This is a genomic window from Macromonas bipunctata (assembly GCF_002837135.1).
Taxonomy (GTDB): Bacteria; Pseudomonadota; Gammaproteobacteria; order Burkholderiales; family Burkholderiaceae_C; genus Macromonas_A; species Macromonas_A bipunctata.
Map to the genome: position 1 here is coordinate 75,122 of NZ_NWBQ01000016.1, position 16,337 is coordinate 91,458.

Here is a 16,337-nt window from a genome sequence, read left to right on the forward strand (position 1 = left end):
ATGCCCGCCGCTGCGTCGATCCCAGGTGTCGGCGCCCTGCCTGCCCTGACCAAGGCCGAGCTGGTTGAAGCGCTGTGTGAGCAGATGGCGCTGGGCAAGCCGGTGGCCAAGGAGGTGGTGGACGCCTTCTTCGAGCTGCTGCGCGATGCACTGGCGCAGGGCGAGGAAGTCAAGCTCGCAGGTTTTGGCCAGTTCCACCTGCGCCAGAAGGCGGCGCGCCCGGGCCGCAACCCGCGCACGGGCGAGGCGGCGCTGGTGGCGGCGCGCCAGGTGGTCACTTTTCACGCCAGCGCGCTGCTCAAGGAGCGGGTGCAGGCCCATCTGGGTGGCACAATGGACTGACAACCCACGCGCTGGAGGTGCCCACCATGTTTGAATCGGCAGAAATTGGCCATTGCATCGACAAGAAAACCTTCAAGCAGGAGGTGCCCCGGCTGCGCAAGGCCTTGCTGGATGCGCAGTACCGCCTGCGCGACGAGGCCAAGACGGCGGTCGTGATTCTGGTCAACGGCGTGGACGGGGCGGGCAAGGGCGAGACCATCAACATCCTCAACGAGTGGATGGATCCGCGCCACATCCGCACCGAGGCTTTTGGCCCGTTGCCGCGTACCGAGACCTTGCAGCATCCCGAGCTGTACCGTTTCTGGCAGGTGTTGCCGCCCAAAGGCCACATCGGCATTTTGTTTGGTTCGTGGTATTCCGACCCAATTGAAGCGCGCGTACACGGTGAGGACAAGCAAGACCGTTTTGCACGACGGCTGGAGCGCATCCGCCAGTTTGAACGCATGCTGGTGGCCGAAGGTGTGGTGCTGGTCAAGCTGTGGTTCCACTTGTCCAAGTCGGCGGCCAAGGCGCGGCTCAAGGCGCTGGCCTCCGACCCCAAGACCGCCTGGCGCGTGAGGCCGCAGGAATGGGACAACCTCAAAAATTACAAAACCTTCATCAAGGTCAGCGATGAGGCGCTGCGCAAAACCAGCATCGGGCAGGCGCCGTGGGTGGTGATCGAGGGCACCGACCCGGCCTACCGTTATTTGACCGCAGGTCGCCATTTGCTGCATGTGTTGCAAGCGCACACTGGCCAAGCACCTCAGCCGCCGTTGGCGGCCTTGCCTGCGCCATTCCACGTGCCAGAGGCCACGCCGACCGAGGCACCTGTGCCCGCACGCAAAAAACGCGCCGCTCCAGTGCCAGAAGAAGAGGCTGGCCTGCTGGCGTTGCCATTGTCGCAGCCGATTGATGGGCGCAGCTTGCTCAGCGCCCAAGATTACACCCGTATCTTGGAGCGCGACGACTACGAGCGCAAGCTGGAGGCGTTGCAGGGTCGCTTAAATGCGTTGAGCCGCGACCCGCGCATGCAAAAACGTTCGCTGGTGGTGGTGTTCGAAGGCATGGACGCGGCGGGCAAGGGCAGCACCATACGGCGCATCACGCAGGCGCTGGACGCACGCTTTTACCGCGTGGTGCCGGTGGCCGCGCCCAACGAGAACGAACGCGCCCAGCCCTACCTGTGGCGCTTCTGGCGCTACATTCCGCGCTATGGCCGCGCTTCGGTGTTTGATCGATCGTGGTATGGCCGCGTGCTGGTGGAGCGGGTGGAGCAGTTCTGCACCGAGGCCGACTGGATGCGCGCCTACAGCGAGATCAACGAGTACGAGGAGCAGCTGGTCGAGTCCGGTGTGGTGCTGGTCAAGTTCTGGCTCGCTATCACGCCCGAGGAGCAGTTGCGCCGCTTCGAGGAACGCCAGAACACGCCGCACAAGGTGTTCAAGATCACCGACGAGGATTGGCGCAACCGCCAGAAGTGGCCGCTGTACGAGAGCGCGGTGTGCGACATGATCGACCGCACCTCCACCGGCCCGGCGCCGTGGCACGTGGTGGCCAGCGACGACAAGCTGTTTGTGCGCATTCAGGTGCTCAAGACGCTGTGCCAGCGTCTGGAAGAAGCGCTGGATCAGGTGGGCTGAAGCGGCGCCGCTGCGGGCGCTGTGGTGGCATTGGCTGCCAGGGCGTGCGCGCAGGCGTAGCCGCTGGCCCAGGCCCACTGAAAGTTGTAGCCGCCCAGCCAGCCGGTCACGTCCACCACCTCGCCAATGAAGTGCAGGCCAGGCTGGGTCTTGGCTTCCAGCGTCTGGGACGAGAGTTGCTGCGTGTCCACCCCGCCCACGGTGACTTCGGCTTTGGCGTAGCCCTCGGTGCCGGTGGGGGTGAGGGCCCAGCGGTGCAGGCTGTCGGCCAGCTGGGTCAGGGCTTTGTCGGGGGTTTCGTTGATGGGACGTTGCCACGCGGGTTGGGCTTGCGTCCAGGTGTGGGCCAGCCGGTTGGGCAGCAGGTGCGCCAGTTCGTTGGGCAGCAGCTTGCGCGAGCGCGCTTTGGCCTCTTGCAGCCGGGGCTCCAACGCAGCGTCGGGGTGCAGGTCGATGTGCAGCGGCTGGCCCGGCTGCCAGTAGCTCGATATTTGCAGCACGGCAGGGCCGCTCAGGCCCCGGTGCGTGAACAGCAGGTCTTCGTGGAAGGTGGTGCGCTGTTTTTTCTCGCCGGTGCTGATGGCGACCGGCATCGCCAGACCCGCCAGATCGGCAAACGGTGCCCAGGCGTTGCCGTCGAACGTGAGCGGCACCAAGGCGGGGCGAGGCTCCACCACTTTCAGGCCAAACTGGCGTGCCAGCTTGAAGCCGAAATCGGTGGCACCAATTTTAGGGATGGACAACCCACCTGTGGCCACCACCAGCGAACGGCAGGTGACAACGCCCCGGTCGGTGTGCAGGGTGTAGCGGGCTGGGTTATCGCTGGCTGCCTCGTGGTAGGCCACGGACTGCACCGCGCACGGCTGCCAGCGTTGCACGCCACCGGCTTCGCATTCGCGCAGCAGCACGTCGATGAGGTCTTGCGCCGAGCGGTCGCAAAACAGTTGGCCTTTGTGCTTTTCGTGAAACGGCACGCCGTGGCGTTGCAGCAGCGTCATGAAGTCCGCCGGGGTGTAGCGCGACAGGGCCGAGCGGCAAAAGTGCGGGTTCTGGCTCAGGAAGTGCTTGTGCGGGGCACGCGGGTCGAGGTCGCGGTTGGTGAAGTTGCAGCGCCCGCCGCCGGAGATGCGGATTTTTTCCGCCACTTTGGGCGCATGGTCGATCAGCAGCACGCGCAGCCCCAGCTGGCCCGCCACCCCGGCACAGAACAGGCCTGCCGCACCGGCCCCCACAATGGTCACATCAAAATAAGACATGGCCCGAGTGTATGCCGGTGCCTGCGGGGCTCAGGCCACCTTGTCGAGTTCGGAGGTGAACGCGTCGGCAAAGAATTCTTCTTCGGGCAAGCCGGCGGCAATGTAGTCGCGCTGGGCCGAGGCCACCACCACCGGCGCACCGCAGGCGTACACCTGGTGGCCCGACAGGTCGGGCGTGTCTTGCAGCACGGCTTGGTGGACGAAGCCGGTGCGGCCTGTCCACTGGTCTTCGGGTTGTGCGTCCGACACCACTGGCACATACCGCAGGTGGGGCATGGCAGCGCATTGGGCTTGCAGCCAGGCGCTTTGGTACAAGTCCGCCGGGCGGCGGCCCCCCAGTACAGCGTGACTGGGCGTGTGATGCCCTGGTGCTGCATGTGTTGCAGTATCGCTTTGATGGGCGCAAAGCCTGTGCCAGAGGCCAGCAGCACGATGGGCTTGTCGGAATCCTCGCGCAGGAAGAAGCTGCCGTAGGGGCCTTCGATGCGCAGGATTTCTTTTTCTTTCATGCCGCCAAATACGTGGTCGGTGAACTTGCCCCCCGGCATGTGCCGGATGTGCAGCTCCATCATCGGTTTGTCGGCTTGCAGGTGCGGCGCACTGGCCATCGAGTAACTGCGGCGGCTGCCGTCGCGCAGCAGGAATTCGACGTACTGGCCTGCGTGATATTTGAAGGTGTCGTTGGCGGGCAGTTGCAGCGTGACGACCATCACGTCGGCGGAAGCGCGCTCCAGCGCACTCACGCGCACCGGCAGTTTTTTGATGGGGTAGGCGCTTTCGTCCGTCACTTGGCGCGATTCCAGCACCACGTCGCTGTTGGCGCTGGCACAGCAGGTCAGCACGTAACCGGCGGCCAGTTCGTCGTCGCTGAGGGCTTTGGGCTGGTAGGCGCTGTGCGTGACCTGGCCTGAGAGTTTCTTGCACTTGCAAGAGCCGCATGCGCCGTCTTTGCAGCCATAGGGCAGGCCGATGCCTTGGCGGATGCCAGCGGTGAGCAGGGTTTCATCGGCGTTGGCCACAAAGCTGCGGCCACTGGGCTGAACGGTGATCTGAAACGTCATACTAGGCGGGTTTGAACAGTGAACAACAAAGGATGGATTATGGCGGTGACAGGGGCTTTGCCCGCGCGGTTTCGGCGGCCACGGGTGCTGGTGGTGGGGTGTGGTGATGTGGGCACGCGGGTGCTGCCGCGTTTGAACGGGGTACGGGTGCTGGCATTGACCTCATCGCCACAGCGGGTGCCAGTGTTGCGTGCCGCTGGGGCGGTGCCGCTGCTGGGCAATCTGGACCAACCCGCCAGTGTGCGCCGCTTGGCCGGGTTGGCGCAGCGTGTGTTGCACTTGGCTCCGCCACCCAGTGGCCCCGCCGATGCCACCCGCCGCGACGACCCGCGCACCCGCACGCTGGTGCGCGTGTTGGCACGCGGGCGCAAGCCGCTGGCGCTGGTGTACGGTTCCACCAGCGGTGTGTATGGCGACTGTGCGGGGGCCTGGATCGATGAAACCCGCCCCGTGCAGCCCCAGACCGCCCGCGCCCACCGCCGCGTCGCCGCCGAAAACACGTTGCGGCATTGGGGCCGCCGTACGGGGGTGCCGGTGGCGGTGTTGCGCATTCCGGGCATCTACGCTCCCGACCGCGAAGGCGGCACGCCGCGCGAGCGCCTGTTGCGTGGCAGCCCGGTGTTGCATGCCGAGGACGACGTATTCACCAACCACATCCATGCCGACGACCTGGCCCGCGCCTGCGTGCGTGCGTTGTGGCGTGCGCCGGTGCAGCGTGTGTTCAACGTCTGCGACGACACCGAGCTGCGCATGGGCGATTACATGGATCTGGCCGCCGACCTGTACCGCCTACCGCGTCCGCCACGCGTGACGCGGGCCGAGGCCGCGGCACAACTGTCGCCGATGGTGCTGAGCTTCATGGGTGAATCGCGTCGCTTGCGCAACACCCGCCTCAAGCGTGAGCTTGGTTTGCGCCTGCGCTACCCCACGGTGGTGCAGGGCTTGCGCTGACTGTTCAGTTCAGTCGTCCTGCGTGTCGTCCGTCAGGCCGTCTTCCGCGTCTTGTTCGGCTTGCGCCACCGCGTCCAGGTGGGTGCGCACGATTTGGAAGATTTCACGGTAGTTTTTGCCGTGGCGTGGGGCTGCCCCGGCACTTTCGGGCGGGGTGGGCGTGGCGTTTGCGTCTTTGCGCGCTTGGCGCACCAGCGTGCGCAGGTGCTGCACATCGGTGTTGGGGGCTTGTGCCAGCCAGTCGGTCAAGGCGTTGTCGTCGGCGATCAGGCGGTCGCGCCATTGTTCGGCCTGGTGCAGGCGCAGCGTGTCTTTGGCGCTGCCTTGGTGCTGCACGTCGAGCGCGGCTTCAATCGCGGCCACGGTGTCGGCATCGAGCTTGCGCATCAGCTTGCCGATGTACTGCATCTGGCGGCGCTTGCCTTCAAAGTTGGTGATGCGCTTGGCCTCGGTCAGTGCGTCCAGCAGTTGATCGGACAGTTGCAGTTTGTTGAGCAATCCTTTGCGCAGCGTCAGCAGCTGTTCGCCCAGGTGCTGCAAGTGCTCGCTGTGGCGCTTGAGGTCGGTTTTGCTGGTCTCGGTATCGCCTTTGAGTTCGCGTTTGAGTTCCAGATCGAGTTCGCTGCCGTAAGCAACGAAATGGCCTTTGACAAAGTAGCCTTTGGTGGGTTTGCGTGACATGCCAAGTATCATAGCCCTTGCCATGAAAAAGACGCTTGCCTCTACCTCCAAAAAACATACGCCGCCAGTTGCCTCTGCCCCAGCGGCTGGTTTCCAGTTCAGCCGTGCCCAGTTTGAAGAATTGTCCGATGTGGCCCTGACGCACGCCCGCCACTTGGGGGCCAGCGATGCCGGGGTCGAGGTCTCGGAAGGCGCGGGCCTGAGTGTGTCGGTGCGCAAGGGCGAGCTGGAAAACGTGGAGCGCAACCGCGACAAGTCGCTGGGCGTGACCGTGTACCTGGGCCAGCGCCGGGGCAACGCCTCCACGTCGGACTTTTCGCCCGCCGCCATCCGGCAAACGGTGCAAGCCGCCTACGATATTGCCCGCTTCACCGCCGAAGATCCGGTGGCCGGGCTGCCCGATGAACAGGATGTGGCCAACGAATACCCCGACTTGGACTTGTTCCACCCTTGGGCCATCAACGCTGAAGAGGCTGTGCGGCTGGCGCTGCGTTGCGAGGCGGCCGCCTTTGCCACCAGCAAGCAGATCACCAACAGCGAAGGCGCGGGCGTGTCGGCGCAGCAGTCGCATTTTTTCAGCGAGCACATGCGTGGCGGCGAACGCGGTCGGCCCGGCATCTTCCGGGGCGGCTACGCCAGTTCGCGCCACAGCCTGTCGGTGGCCCCGATTGCGGGCAAGGGGGCCAAGATGCAGCGCGATCACTGGTTCAGCTCCATGCGTGCGCCCCACGATCTGGCCAGCCCCGAGGCCGTGGGCCGTTATGCCGCCGAGCGTGCCTTGGCGCGCCTGAACGGGCGCAAGATTGCCACCACCGAATGCCCGGTGCTGTTTGAAGCGCCGTTGGCCGCTGGGCTGCTGGGGGGCTTTGTGCAAGCCGTCAGTGGCGGTGCGCTGTACCGCAAAACCACCTTTCTGGCCGATTGCCTGGGCCAGCAGGTATTTCCCGAGCACGTGGACGTGCTGGAAGACCCGCACATTCTGGGGGGCAAAGGCAGTTCACCGTTTGACGATGAGGGTGTGCGCACCGCTGCGCGCCAAGTGGTGACGGCGGGGGTGGTCAACGGCTACTTCTTAAGCACTTACTCGGCGCGCAAGTTGGGCATGTGCACCACCGGCAACGCAGGGGGTTCGCACAACTTGTTCCTCACCAGCCGCTTGACCCAGCCGCAGGACGATCTGGACGCGATGTTGCGCAAGCTGGGCACCGGCCTGTTTGTCACCGAATTGATGGGGCAGGGTGTGAACTACGTCACTGGCGATTATTCGCGTGGTGCGGCGGGCTACTGGGTCGAAAACGGCCAGATCGTGCACCCGGTGGAGGAAATCACCATCGCGGGCAACCTCAAAGACATGTTGCAGGCCATCGTGGCCATTGGCGCCGACGTGTACGGCTACGGCGCCAAGAACGTCGGCTCCATCCTCATCGAGCGGATGAAGGTGGCGGGGAGCTGATGCCACTGGCCAGGCCCACGCGGTTGCGACCGCCGTGCTTGGCTTGGTACAGGGCGTCGTCGGCCTCCTGCAGCAGCAGGTACAGGCCTTCCTCGCGCTGCGGCACGCGCGACGCCACGCCCAGCGACACCGTGACCACCGCCCCCGCGCTGGAGCCCGTGTGCGGGATGCCCAGCGCGCTCACTTCGGTGCGGATGCGCTCGGCCTCCTGCAGCGCGCCGTTGGCGTCCAGGCCGGGCAGCACCACCACGAATTCCTCGCCGCTGTAGCGCGCGGCCAGCTCGCCGGCGCGGCGCACGCTGTGGGCCAGCACGGCGGCCACGCGGCGCAGGCACTCGTCGCCCGCCGGGTGGCCAAACTGGTCGTTGTAGAGCTTGAAATGGTCCACGTCGATCATGACCACGGCCAGCGGCAGGCCTTGGCGCACCGCGCGCTGCCATTCCTGCGCCCACACCTGGTCGAACCGGTGCCGGTTGGACAGGCCGGTCAGGCCGTCGGTGTTGCTCAGCACCTCCAGCTGCTGGTTGGCGGCCTGCAGCTCGGCGGTGCGCTTGGCCACCTTGGCTTCCAGCCCCTGGTTGGCTTGCGTGATCTCGCCGCGCAGGCGCACCTGTTCGTCCAGTTCCTGCTGCAGGCGGCGCGAATAGGCGCCACCCACCCACAGCAGCAGCCCCAGCGCGCCCAGGCGCAGCACCAGCATGATGTGGCGCCAGCGCTCGAACTGGCGCGCCACCTCGCTCAGCTCCTGGCTGAGCGCGCCCACCGCCGTCTCGGTGTCGATCTCGTAGATCTTGCGCGCCATCAGGTAATCGTCGTCGAACAGCAGCGCGCGCGCTGGCGCCCAGGCGTCGGCCTGCATCCAGGCGATGGCCCGCTGCTCCAGTTGCCGCAGCTCGCTCTGGTCGGCGTTGAGCGCGACGATCTCCTGGCTCAGGGCCAGCGAGCGCGTCAGCTGGCTCACCTCCAGGATGGTCTGGTTGAGCTCGTTGTTGACCGTGTTGTAGGTGCTGGCGCGCAGCGGGTTCTGTTCCAGCACGGCAATGGTGAGCATGTCGGTGAGCTGGTGGTTGAGGCGCAGCATGCGCTCCAGCCGGGTGCTGACCTCCAGGTGCTGGCGGTGGATCTGGTCGTTGCGGCCATCGACGTAGAAGCTCACCGCGATGGTGAGCAGCAACACCACAACCGCCACATGGATGCTACGCAGAAAGCGCATGGTGTGTACCTGTGTGGTGGGTCTGGAGGAATGGGGGGGTCAGTGCAGCAGCTTGTCGGCCTTTTGCAGCAGCCGGGGCGGCAGCGTGACGCCCTGCTGGCGCGCCGCCTGCCGGTTGATGACGAAGCTGTACTTTTCCACCGGTCCCCACGGAATGTTGCCCGGCGACACGCCCTTGAGCACCAGTGCCGCCTTCTTGCCAGCGGCGTAGCCGACCAGGAAGTAGTCCATGCCGTAGGCAGCGACCGCGCCCCGGGCCACGCTGTCCACGTCGCCGGCAAACACGGGGGTGCGGTGCTGTTCGCACACCTTGACCAAGGCCTCGAAGTTGGCCACGGTGGTGTTGTCCGACGTGATGACGATGGCCTGCACCTTGCCCACCAGGGCGAGGGCGGCGCGTTCCACCTCCTGGCTGTGCTGGATGGTGACTTCCACCAGTTGCAGGCCCAGCTGGTGCGCGGCCTGGCGCATGGCCTGCACGTGGGTGACGGAATTGACCTCGCTGGGGTTGTAGATGGTGCCCCAGACCTTGGCCTGTGGCACAAACTTGAGGTAGGTCTGCATCTGCAGGAACACGGGCCACTGGTCGCTGACGCCGGTGATGTGGCCACCCGTCTTGTGCCCCGGGGCGCTGCCCGGAGGCACGATGCCAGCCTTGACCGGGTCGGTGATGGAAGAGAACACCAGCGGGATCTTGCCGCCGCTGCCCACCACAGCCTGCGTGGCGGGAGTGCCTATGCTGTGCACCAGATCGACCCGTGCGGCCACCAGCTGGCGTGCCATGACCTGGGCCCGGCTGGCGTTGCCTTGCGCGTTGTGCCGGTCGTACACCACGTTGACGCCCTCGCGGAACCCGGCGCTGGCCAGCGCAGCTTCGAAGCCCCGCTCGTCGGCGTCCAGCGCTGCGTGCGAGGCGGTCTTGAGCACCCCGATGCGGTACACCTTGGATTCGGCCTGTGCCGTGGGCGCTTGCAGACCCAGGGTCAGCGCCAGCGCACCCCACACCCATGCCCGCGCGTGGGCGCGTGTCCATGAGGTGAGCCGTGGTGCCGTGGTGCGCATGGGAAGGCGGTGGTGGTGGTCGGTGCCACGCAAGCGTAACACAACCCCCCGGGGGATCCGCCGTCCTGGCGCGATCAGCCCGCCGTGGGCAGTTGTTCCACGGCAACGGGGTGCGCCAGCAGCTGCGAGATCACGCGCTGGGCGTGCGCGCTGGCCCCGCTGCTCCAGAACCGCATGGGGGCGATGCCTGCGCTATCGGCGTGCAGCAAGCCCTGTTGCTGCAAGCGGGTGGCCAGTTGCCGGGCCACGGCGGCGGCGGGGTCGATGATGCGCATTTCCGGCCCGGCCAGTGCGGCAATCACGGGGGCCAGAAAGGGGTAATGCGTGCAGCCCAGCACCAAGGTGTCGGCGTTTTGGGCCAGCAGGGGTTGCACAAACTGTTGCACCAGCGCCACGGTGGCGGGGCTGTCCAGCTCGTGCCGTTCCACGCATTCCACCCAGCCGGGGCAGGCTTGCAGCAGCACGCGCACGCCTTGGCCGTGTTGCTGCACCAGCCGCGCCAGGCCTGGGCTGGCCACGGTCTGGCGTGTGGCCAGCACCCCCACCACGCCGCTGCGGGTGTGCAGCGCAGCGGGCTTGACAGCGGGTTCAATCGCCACGATGGGCAGTTGCGCAAAGTGGGTACGCAGGTGTTGTATCACCAGTCCAGTGACGGTGTTGCACGCCACCACCACCGCTTTCACGCCTTGGGCCAGCAGGAATTTAATGATGTACCGCGAGCGTTGCTCGATGTAGGCCGTGTCCTTGTCGCCGTAGGGGGCGTGGCCCGAATCGGCGACGTAGTACAGTGTCTCGTTGGGCAGGGTGCGCCGGATTTCGCGCAGCACCGACAGCCCGCCCACGCCGGAATCGAACACGCCGATGGGGGCCGATGCTGCGCTGCGCATGGTGCTGCGGCGGTAGGGCTGGGGGGCGATCAGCCCGCCAGTGCGGCCTTGACGGCGGCGGAGACCTGCCCCATGTCGGCCTTGCCCGCCAGTGCGGCTTTGGCGGCTCCCATGAGCTTGCCCATGTCGGCGGCGGTGGGGGCACGGCCCAGTTCGGCGCTGATTTGGGCCACCAGGGCTTGTACAGCGGCTTGCACTTCCTCGGCGCTCAGGCGTGCGGGCAGGTAGGCTTGCAGCACGGCGGCTTCGGCTTTTTCGGTGTCGGCCAGATCGGTGCGACCCGCTTGTTCGAACGCGGCAATCGAATCTTTGCGTTGCTTGAGCATCTTGTCCACCACCGCGACCACGCCCGCGTCGTCGAGCGTGATGCGCTCATCCACCTCTTTTTGCTTGATGGCGGCCAGCAGCAGGCGGATGGTGCCCAGACGCTGCGTGTCTTTGGCGCGCATGGCGGCTTTCATGTCGTCGGAAATTTGGTCTTTGAGGGCCATGGCGGTGGTGCGTAAAAAAGGGGTCAAAAAACAAAAGCCCGCTTGAGCGTCCTCCAGCGGGCTGTGTGAAACCGCTGCGAGGCGCAGCAGATCAACGGTGTGGCAGCAGTGGCCTATCAGTACAGACGCTTGGGCAGCTGCATGGAGCGCACGCGCTTGTAGTGGCGCTTGACGGCGGCGGCCTTCTTGCGCTTGCGTTCAGCGGTGGGCTTTTCGTAGAACTCGCGGGCGCGCAGGTCGGTCAGCAGGCCCAGTTTTTCAATGGTGCGCTTGAAGCGGCGCAGAGCGACGTCGAAGGGTTCGTTGTCTTTAACGCGGATGGTGGTCATTAGCTAATGATTTCAATGATTGCGCCGACTGGCAGTCAAAGGAAGATCGGGCCTTTTACGTTCAGGGTCGGCAGTTGTCCCCGTCTTGAAGTGATCAAGGCCGACGGGGTTTGCCAGCAAAGTGGAACATTATAGCCCCAGGCGGTGGGGCGTGGCTGTGCTATCTTTGGGTTTTCATTTATTCCCATCTTTCCATGCAAGTTCCTGCCACCGCTTTCAAAGCTTACGACATTCGCGGCGTGGTGCCCGATGCGCTCAACCCCGACTTTGCCCACGCGCTGGGCCGCGCCTTTGGTGCCCGTGCGCTGGCGCTGGGCGAGACCACGGTGGCGGTGGGGCGCGATGGCCGCCTGAGCAGCCCGGCGCTGGCGGCGGCGCTGATCGACGGGCTGGTGGCCGCAGGCGTGCAGGTGATCGACATCGGCATGGTCACCACGCCCATGACCTACTACGCGGCCAACGTGCTGTGCAGTTCGGGCATCCAGGTCACGGGCAGCCACAACCCCAAGCACCACAACGGCTTCAAGATGGTGTTGGCCGGGCGCGCCATTTACGGTGACGACATCCAGTCCCTGCGCCTTTCGATGGAAGCCGAAGATGCGCCCACCCGTGCCGGTGGCAGCGTGCGCCAAGTCGCGGTGCAGGACGATTACATTGCCCGCATTGTGTCGGACGTGAAGTTGGCCCGCCCGCTCAAGCTGGTGGTGGATTGTGGCAATGGCGTGGCGGGGGCTTCCGCGCCGCAACTGTTCCGCGCGCTGGGTTGCGAGGTGATCGAGCTGTTCAGCGAAGTGGATGGCAACTTCCCCAACCACCACCCCGATCCCTCCAAGCCCGAGAACTTGCGCGACCTGATCGCCAAGCTGGCCGAAACCGGGGCCGACCTGGGGTTGGCGTTCGATGGCGATGGCGACCGTCTGGGCATCGTCACCCCCAGCGGGCAGAACATCTACCCCGACCGCCAGATGATGCTGTTTGCGCAAGATGTGCTGTCGCGCGTGCCGGGCGGCCAGATTGTGTACGACGTGAAATGCAGCCAACGCCTGGCCCCGGCCATTCGCGACGCGGGCGGTGTGCCGCTGATGCACAAGACCGGCCATTCGCTCATCAAGGCCAAAATGAAAGAAGTGGATTCGCCGCTGGGTGGTGAGATGAGCGGCCACATTTTCTTCAAGGAACGCTGGTACGGCTTTGACGATGGCAGCTACGCCGGAGCGCGCTTGCTGGAGATCGTCAGCCGCCACGCCCACCCCGGCGCGTTGCTGGAAGGTTTGCCGACCAGCCATTCCACGCCGGAATTGAACGTGGTGTGCGGCGACGGCGAGCAGCACACGCTGGTGGCGCAGTTGCAGGCCATCGCCCAGTTTGCGGCCCCGGCGCAGCTCAACACCATCGACGGCCTGCGCGTGGATTGGCCGGACGGTTTTGGCCTGATCCGCGCTTCCAACACCACGCCGGTGCTGGTGCTGCGCTTTGAAGGTCAAACCCCCGAAGCGTTGCATCGCATCGAGGCCGAAATGATGGCGCTGCTGCGCCGCGTCAAGCCCGACGCACAGGTGGGGGCGGCGGCGCACTGAGCGCGCCACGCTGGCCACCAACCCAGCCAAACGCCACCGCGCCCAGCACGGCCTGGGCCAGCCCGTACAAGCCGTACAGCATGGCCGCACCCACGGCGGCGGCGGGCGCGACACCAAACGGGGCCAACGCCAGCACGGCAGCGGCCTCCCGCGTGCCCCAGCCGCCCACGCTGACGGGCAGCGCCGCCATCAGGAACACCGGTGCAATCGCGAAGGCCCACGCCGCAGCGTCCAATTTGATGCCCAGAGCCACCCCTCCGGCGGCCAGGGCGCTGGCCGACAGCACCTGCACCCCGACCGAACACAGCACCTGCCAGCCCAGTTGGCGCGCAAAGTGCGGCTGGGTGGCGATGGCGCGCAACGGTGCCAGCCACAGCGGCAGCCGCTGCACCGGCCAGCGTTGCAAGCTCCAAGGTAAAGCCCACGGCAGCAGCAGCCACAGCGCCGCGCCGCCCAGCGTCAGCGCCACGATCCAGCTTTCGTGCAGCCCCAGCACAGGCGCCAGCTGCGCCGCCGAAGCCGCCGCTCCCAGCGCGCCGATGGCGCACAGCATCCACAGCCCGCTCAGGCGATCCAGCAACACCGACCAACTGGCGGGCGTGCCGGGCTGGCCGCTCTGGCGCAGCGCCATGGCGCGGTACACATCGCCGCCTACCACCGCCCCCGGCAGCAGGGCGTTGAGGCCAATCCCCTGAAAGTACCAGCGCAGCGCCTGGCGCGGTGCCATATTGCAGCCCAGCCAGCGCGCCAGCGCCCGCCAGCGCAGCGCCGACACCACGTTGGACGCCAGCGCCGCCAGCAGCCCCGCCAGCACCCACAGCGGCTCGGCCTGCCGCAGCAGCGCCGCCAGCGCCGACCAGTCCGCCAGCGCCACGACGCCGCCCAGCAGCACCAGCCCGGCGCCCGCCCGCAGCGCGGCCTTGTGCGAACGCTTCACGGTGCGGTGCTGGGGTGGTGCGGTGGCGGGGCGTCGTCGCTGGTGCCTGCGCCGTAGTCGTTGGCGTGGTACTGCGGGGCGCCGCGTCCCTCGTGGTAGATGCGGGTCAGCATCTCGCCCACCAGCCCGGCCACAATCATTTGCAGCCCCATCAGCAGCAGCATCACGCCCACCAGCAGCAGCGGGCGGCCGCCTATGTCCTCGCCCAGCAGCTTGAGTACAAACAGCCAACCGAGTATCAGCGTACCGGGGGTGACCAACCACAGGCCTAGGCCGCCAAAGGCGTGCAGCGGGCGGTGGCGGTAGCGCATGAAGAACACAATCAGGATCAAGTCCAGAATGACGCGGAAGGTGCGGTCGATGCCGTACTTGGACACGCCCCGTGTACGCGCGTGGTGGCGCACAGGCATTTCGGTGATGCGCGCTCCGGCTTGTTTGGCCAGCGACGGGATGAAGCGGTGCAGCTCGCCGTAGAGCCGGATGCGGTCGATGATGGGTCGGCGGTAGGCCTTGAGCGCGCAGCCGTAGTCGTGCAGGTACACGCCGGTGGTGCTGGAGATGAGTTTGTTGGCCAACATGGAGGGCAGGCGCCGCGACAGCGCCTTGTCCTGGCGCTGCTGGCGCCAGCCCGAGACCATGTCCACGCTGCGGTCGGTCTCGAGCCGTTGCAGCAGCAGCGGGATGTCTTGCGGATCGTTTTGCAGGTCGGCGTCTAGCGTGACGACGTAGCGGCCGCGCACGCGGTCAAAGCCGGCCTGCAGTGCGCTGGACTGGCCGTAGTTGCGCACCAGGCACACCGCGCGCACCCAGGAATGGCTGGCGGCCAGGGCACGCAGGCGTTCGGCGCTGCCGTCGGTGGAGCCGTCGTCCACCGCGATCAGCTCGAAGCTCAGGGGCTGGGCGCCCATGGCGGCGTCGATGCGGGCCACCAGGTCGGGCAGGTTGTCGTATTCGTTGTAGATGGGCACCACGATGGACACATCGGGCACGTGGGCGGAGGCGTTGTGGGGGTCAAGCATAATTGACGCTATTGTGCCGCCGTCGCGGCCGGGTGCCGCTTGGGGCTGGTCTCAGGCTGGCGGCGGGCGCCGGTTTTTTTCTTCTCCTGATTTTTCGTCCCCCGTATGAGTGTGTCTGCTGCGGCCCGCGTGGTTGCGTCTGGTGTGGTGGTGCGCCATCCGGTGCCGTGGTTGCTGGCCTGGGCGCTGGCGCTGGTGCTGGCGCGGCTGTGGCTGTCGCCCGCGCTGGAGCTGGACGAGGCCGAGCAGATGCTGTGGTCGCAGCGGCTGGCGTGGGGCTATGGCGCGCAGCCGCCGCTCTACACGTGGTTGCAGTCCGGCGTGGCGGCGCTGCTGGGGCCGGGGCTGCTGGCGCTGGCGGTGCTCAAGATGGCGCTGCTGGCGCTCACCTACTGGTGCCTGTGGCGTGCGGCGCGTGAGGTGCTGCCGCCGCGTGCGGCGTGGTGGGCGTCTGCCAGCCTGGTGTGGCTGCCCATCATGGGCTGGGAGTCGTTGCGCGATTTGACGCACACGGTGCTGGTGTGCGCCAGCGTGGCCGCCACGTGGTGGCTGGTGCTGCGCCAGTTGCAGAGCCCGCAGCCGTCGGGGTTTGTGGCGCTGGGGCTGGTGCTGGCGCTGGGGCTGTTGTCCAAGTACAGTTTTGCGCTGTTTGCGCTGGCGCTGGCGCTGGCGGTGCTTTCGGGCCGCGAGACGCGTCCGGTGTTGTGGGCACGCGGCTGGTGGTATGTGCCGCTGACGTTGGTGGCGGTGTTGTTGCCGCATGTGTGGTGGCTGTGGCAGCACTGGCAACTGGCCAGTCGGGGCACGCTGACCAAGATGCAGCTGCAGCCCGAGGCGTCGGTGTGGCAGGGCCTGTCGAGCTTGCTGGTGGACGGGGTGTTGGCCAATGTGCTGTTGTGGCTGCTGCTGTCGCTGGCGGTGTTTGGCCGCGCCTGGTGGCGCCCGCTGCCAGCGCCGGGGACTACGGCGGGCCAGGCGCCAGCCCACGCCTCTGAGCCCGCGCCGCCGGCGTGGCTCCAGCCGCTGCTGTGGCGCTACCTGGGCTGGGTGGCGGTGCTGCTGCTGGGCATGGTGCTGGTGGGCGATGTGACACACTTCAAGGCGCGCTGGGTGCATCCGCTGTTGCTGGTGGTGCCGCTGCTGGCATTTGTGGCCCGACCGGTGCTGGCGCACCACCCGCGCAGCCACTGGTTCACGTCTGGCGTGGTGCTGGGCTTTGTGCTGTTTGGCACCCTGTTTGTGGCGCGGCCCTGGCTCAATGGCCGCCTGGACCGCTTGAACGAGATCAACGAGCCGATTGCCGAACTGGTGCAGCACCTGCAACGTGCAGGCTACGATGGCCAAAGCCCCATCCTGGCCAGCGATGCGGTGCTGGGCGGCATGTTGCGCGCCCAGTTCCCGGTGGCGCCGGTAGCGGTGTGCCGCCCCGAGCCGCTGGCCGACCTGCCCGCCTGCG

Annotated in this window: 15 protein-coding genes and 1 pseudogene; 6 read left to right on the forward strand and 10 right to left on the reverse strand. The window is 66.6% G+C overall.

The window, feature by feature from the left end:
• On the forward strand, window positions 1–342 hold the full coding sequence (locus tag CON76_RS02670) for an integration host factor subunit alpha (RefSeq protein WP_101101823.1): 342 nt from the start codon (window positions 1–3) through the stop codon (window positions 340–342).
• 26 nt (window positions 343–368) lie between these two features.
• Complete coding sequence (locus CON76_RS02675) at window positions 369–1,964, forward strand: polyphosphate:AMP phosphotransferase (RefSeq protein WP_101101839.1); 1,596 nt, start codon at window positions 369–371, stop codon at window positions 1,962–1,964.
• Here CON76_RS02675 and CON76_RS02680 read toward each other — a convergent pair.
• Window positions 1,952–3,220, reverse strand: a complete 1,269-nt coding sequence (locus tag CON76_RS02680; RefSeq protein ID WP_101101824.1) for a BaiN/RdsA family NAD(P)/FAD-dependent oxidoreductase — start codon at window positions 3,218–3,220, stop codon at window positions 1,952–1,954. The genes CON76_RS02675 and CON76_RS02680 overlap by 13 nt on opposite strands.
• A gap of 30 nt (window positions 3,221–3,250) precedes the next feature.
• Window positions 3,251–4,281: pseudogene (locus tag CON76_RS02685) on the reverse strand (CDP-6-deoxy-delta-3,4-glucoseen reductase).
• 39 nt (window positions 4,282–4,320) lie between these two features.
• Between CON76_RS02685 and CON76_RS02690 the strand changes: the two are divergent.
• The gene (locus CON76_RS02690) at window positions 4,321–5,232 is read left to right on the forward strand and encodes an SDR family oxidoreductase (RefSeq protein WP_101101825.1); all 912 of its coding nucleotides are present in this window, start codon (window positions 4,321–4,323) and stop codon (window positions 5,230–5,232) included.
• Between the two features lie 9 nt (window positions 5,233–5,241).
• On the opposite strand, the gene yjgA is transcribed toward CON76_RS02690, so the two are convergent.
• Entirely contained in the window at window positions 5,242–5,913 is a 672-nt protein-coding gene (gene yjgA / locus CON76_RS02695) for a ribosome biogenesis factor YjgA (RefSeq protein WP_101101826.1), read from the reverse strand.
• A 22-nt stretch (window positions 5,914–5,935) separates the two neighbouring features.
• Between yjgA and pmbA the strand changes: the two genes are divergently transcribed.
• A complete protein-coding gene (gene pmbA / locus CON76_RS02700; RefSeq protein WP_101101827.1) occupies window positions 5,936–7,366 on the forward strand; it encodes a metalloprotease PmbA in 1,431 nt (476 codons plus the stop codon).
• Here pmbA and CON76_RS02705 read toward each other — a convergent pair.
• From CON76_RS02705 to rpsU, 5 genes are all read right to left on the reverse strand, one after another.
• On the reverse strand, window positions 7,335–8,579 hold the full coding sequence (locus CON76_RS02705) for a GGDEF domain-containing protein (RefSeq protein WP_101101828.1): 1,245 nt from the start codon (window positions 8,577–8,579) through the stop codon (window positions 7,335–7,337). The two genes, pmbA and CON76_RS02705, sit on opposite strands and share 32 nt — an antisense overlap.
• Before the next feature lie 39 nt (window positions 8,580–8,618).
• Complete coding sequence (locus CON76_RS02710) at window positions 8,619–9,641, reverse strand: ABC transporter substrate-binding protein (RefSeq protein WP_101101840.1); 1,023 nt, start codon at window positions 9,639–9,641, stop codon at window positions 8,619–8,621.
• A 74-nt stretch (window positions 9,642–9,715) separates the two neighbouring features.
• Window positions 9,716–10,528: a glutamate racemase gene (gene murI, locus CON76_RS02715; protein ID WP_101101829.1), complete on the reverse strand. Its 813-nt coding sequence runs from the start codon at window positions 10,526–10,528 to the stop codon at window positions 9,716–9,718.
• Window positions 10,529–10,557: 29 nt separating this feature from the next.
• A complete protein-coding gene (locus tag CON76_RS02720; protein ID WP_101101830.1) occupies window positions 10,558–11,019 on the reverse strand; it encodes a GatB/YqeY domain-containing protein in 462 nt (153 codons plus the stop codon).
• A gap of 116 nt (window positions 11,020–11,135) precedes the next feature.
• On the reverse strand, window positions 11,136–11,348 hold the full coding sequence (rpsU, locus tag CON76_RS02725) for a 30S ribosomal protein S21 (RefSeq protein ID WP_101101831.1): 213 nt from the start codon (window positions 11,346–11,348) through the stop codon (window positions 11,136–11,138).
• Window positions 11,349–11,542: 194 nt separating this feature from the next.
• Between rpsU and CON76_RS02730 the strand changes: the two genes are divergently transcribed.
• Window positions 11,543–12,925, forward strand: coding sequence for a phosphomannomutase/phosphoglucomutase (locus CON76_RS02730; protein ID WP_101101832.1), 1,383 nt, complete (start codon window positions 11,543–11,545; stop codon window positions 12,923–12,925).
• Here CON76_RS02730 and CON76_RS02735 read toward each other — a convergent pair.
• Both CON76_RS02735 and CON76_RS02740 read right to left on the reverse strand, forming a co-directional pair.
• On the reverse strand, window positions 12,888–13,862 hold the full coding sequence (locus CON76_RS02735) for a lysylphosphatidylglycerol synthase transmembrane domain-containing protein (protein ID WP_101101833.1): 975 nt from the start codon (window positions 13,860–13,862) through the stop codon (window positions 12,888–12,890). The two genes, CON76_RS02730 and CON76_RS02735, sit on opposite strands and share 38 nt — an antisense overlap.
• Entirely contained in the window at window positions 13,859–14,881 is a 1,023-nt protein-coding gene (locus CON76_RS02740; RefSeq protein ID WP_101101834.1) for a glycosyltransferase family 2 protein, read from the reverse strand. The genes CON76_RS02735 and CON76_RS02740 overlap by 4 nt, the downstream gene beginning before the upstream one ends.
• 105 nt (window positions 14,882–14,986) lie before the next feature.
• Between CON76_RS02740 and CON76_RS02745 the strand changes: the two genes are divergently transcribed.
• The coding region (locus CON76_RS02745; RefSeq protein WP_101101835.1) for a glycosyltransferase family 39 protein at window positions 14,987–16,337 on the forward strand (1,351 nt) is incomplete at its 3' end.

Excerpts from the sequence above, each read along its gene's own strand:
- CON76_RS02670 (WP_101101823.1), top strand. The coding sequence starts at position 1 with ATGCCCGCCGCTGCGTCGATCCCAGGTGTCGGCGCCCTGCCTGCCCTG.
- CON76_RS02675 (WP_101101839.1), top strand. The coding sequence starts at position 369 with ATGTTTGAATCGGCAGAAATTGGCCATTGCATCGACAAGAAAACCTTC.
- CON76_RS02680 (WP_101101824.1), bottom strand. The coding sequence starts at position 3,220 with ATGTCTTATTTTGATGTGACCATTGTGGGGGCCGGTGCGGCAGGCCTG.
- CON76_RS02690 (WP_101101825.1), top strand. The coding sequence starts at position 4,321 with ATGGCGGTGACAGGGGCTTTGCCCGCGCGGTTTCGGCGGCCACGGGTG.
- yjgA (WP_101101826.1), bottom strand. The coding sequence starts at position 5,913 with ATGTCACGCAAACCCACCAAAGGCTACTTTGTCAAAGGCCATTTCGTT.
- pmbA (WP_101101827.1), top strand. The coding sequence starts at position 5,936 with ATGAAAAAGACGCTTGCCTCTACCTCCAAAAAACATACGCCGCCAGTT.
- CON76_RS02705 (WP_101101828.1), bottom strand. The coding sequence starts at position 8,579 with ATGCGCTTTCTGCGTAGCATCCATGTGGCGGTTGTGGTGTTGCTGCTC.
- CON76_RS02710 (WP_101101840.1), bottom strand. The coding sequence starts at position 9,641 with ATGCGCACCACGGCACCACGGCTCACCTCATGGACACGCGCCCACGCG.
- murI (WP_101101829.1), bottom strand. The coding sequence starts at position 10,528 with ATGCGCAGCGCAGCATCGGCCCCCATCGGCGTGTTCGATTCCGGCGTG.
- CON76_RS02720 (WP_101101830.1), bottom strand. The coding sequence starts at position 11,019 with ATGGCCCTCAAAGACCAAATTTCCGACGACATGAAAGCCGCCATGCGC.
- rpsU (WP_101101831.1), bottom strand. The coding sequence starts at position 11,348 with ATGACCACCATCCGCGTTAAAGACAACGAACCCTTCGACGTCGCTCTG.
- CON76_RS02730 (WP_101101832.1), top strand. The coding sequence starts at position 11,543 with ATGCAAGTTCCTGCCACCGCTTTCAAAGCTTACGACATTCGCGGCGTG.
- CON76_RS02740 (WP_101101834.1), bottom strand. The coding sequence starts at position 14,881 with ATGCTTGACCCCCACAACGCCTCCGCCCACGTGCCCGATGTGTCCATC.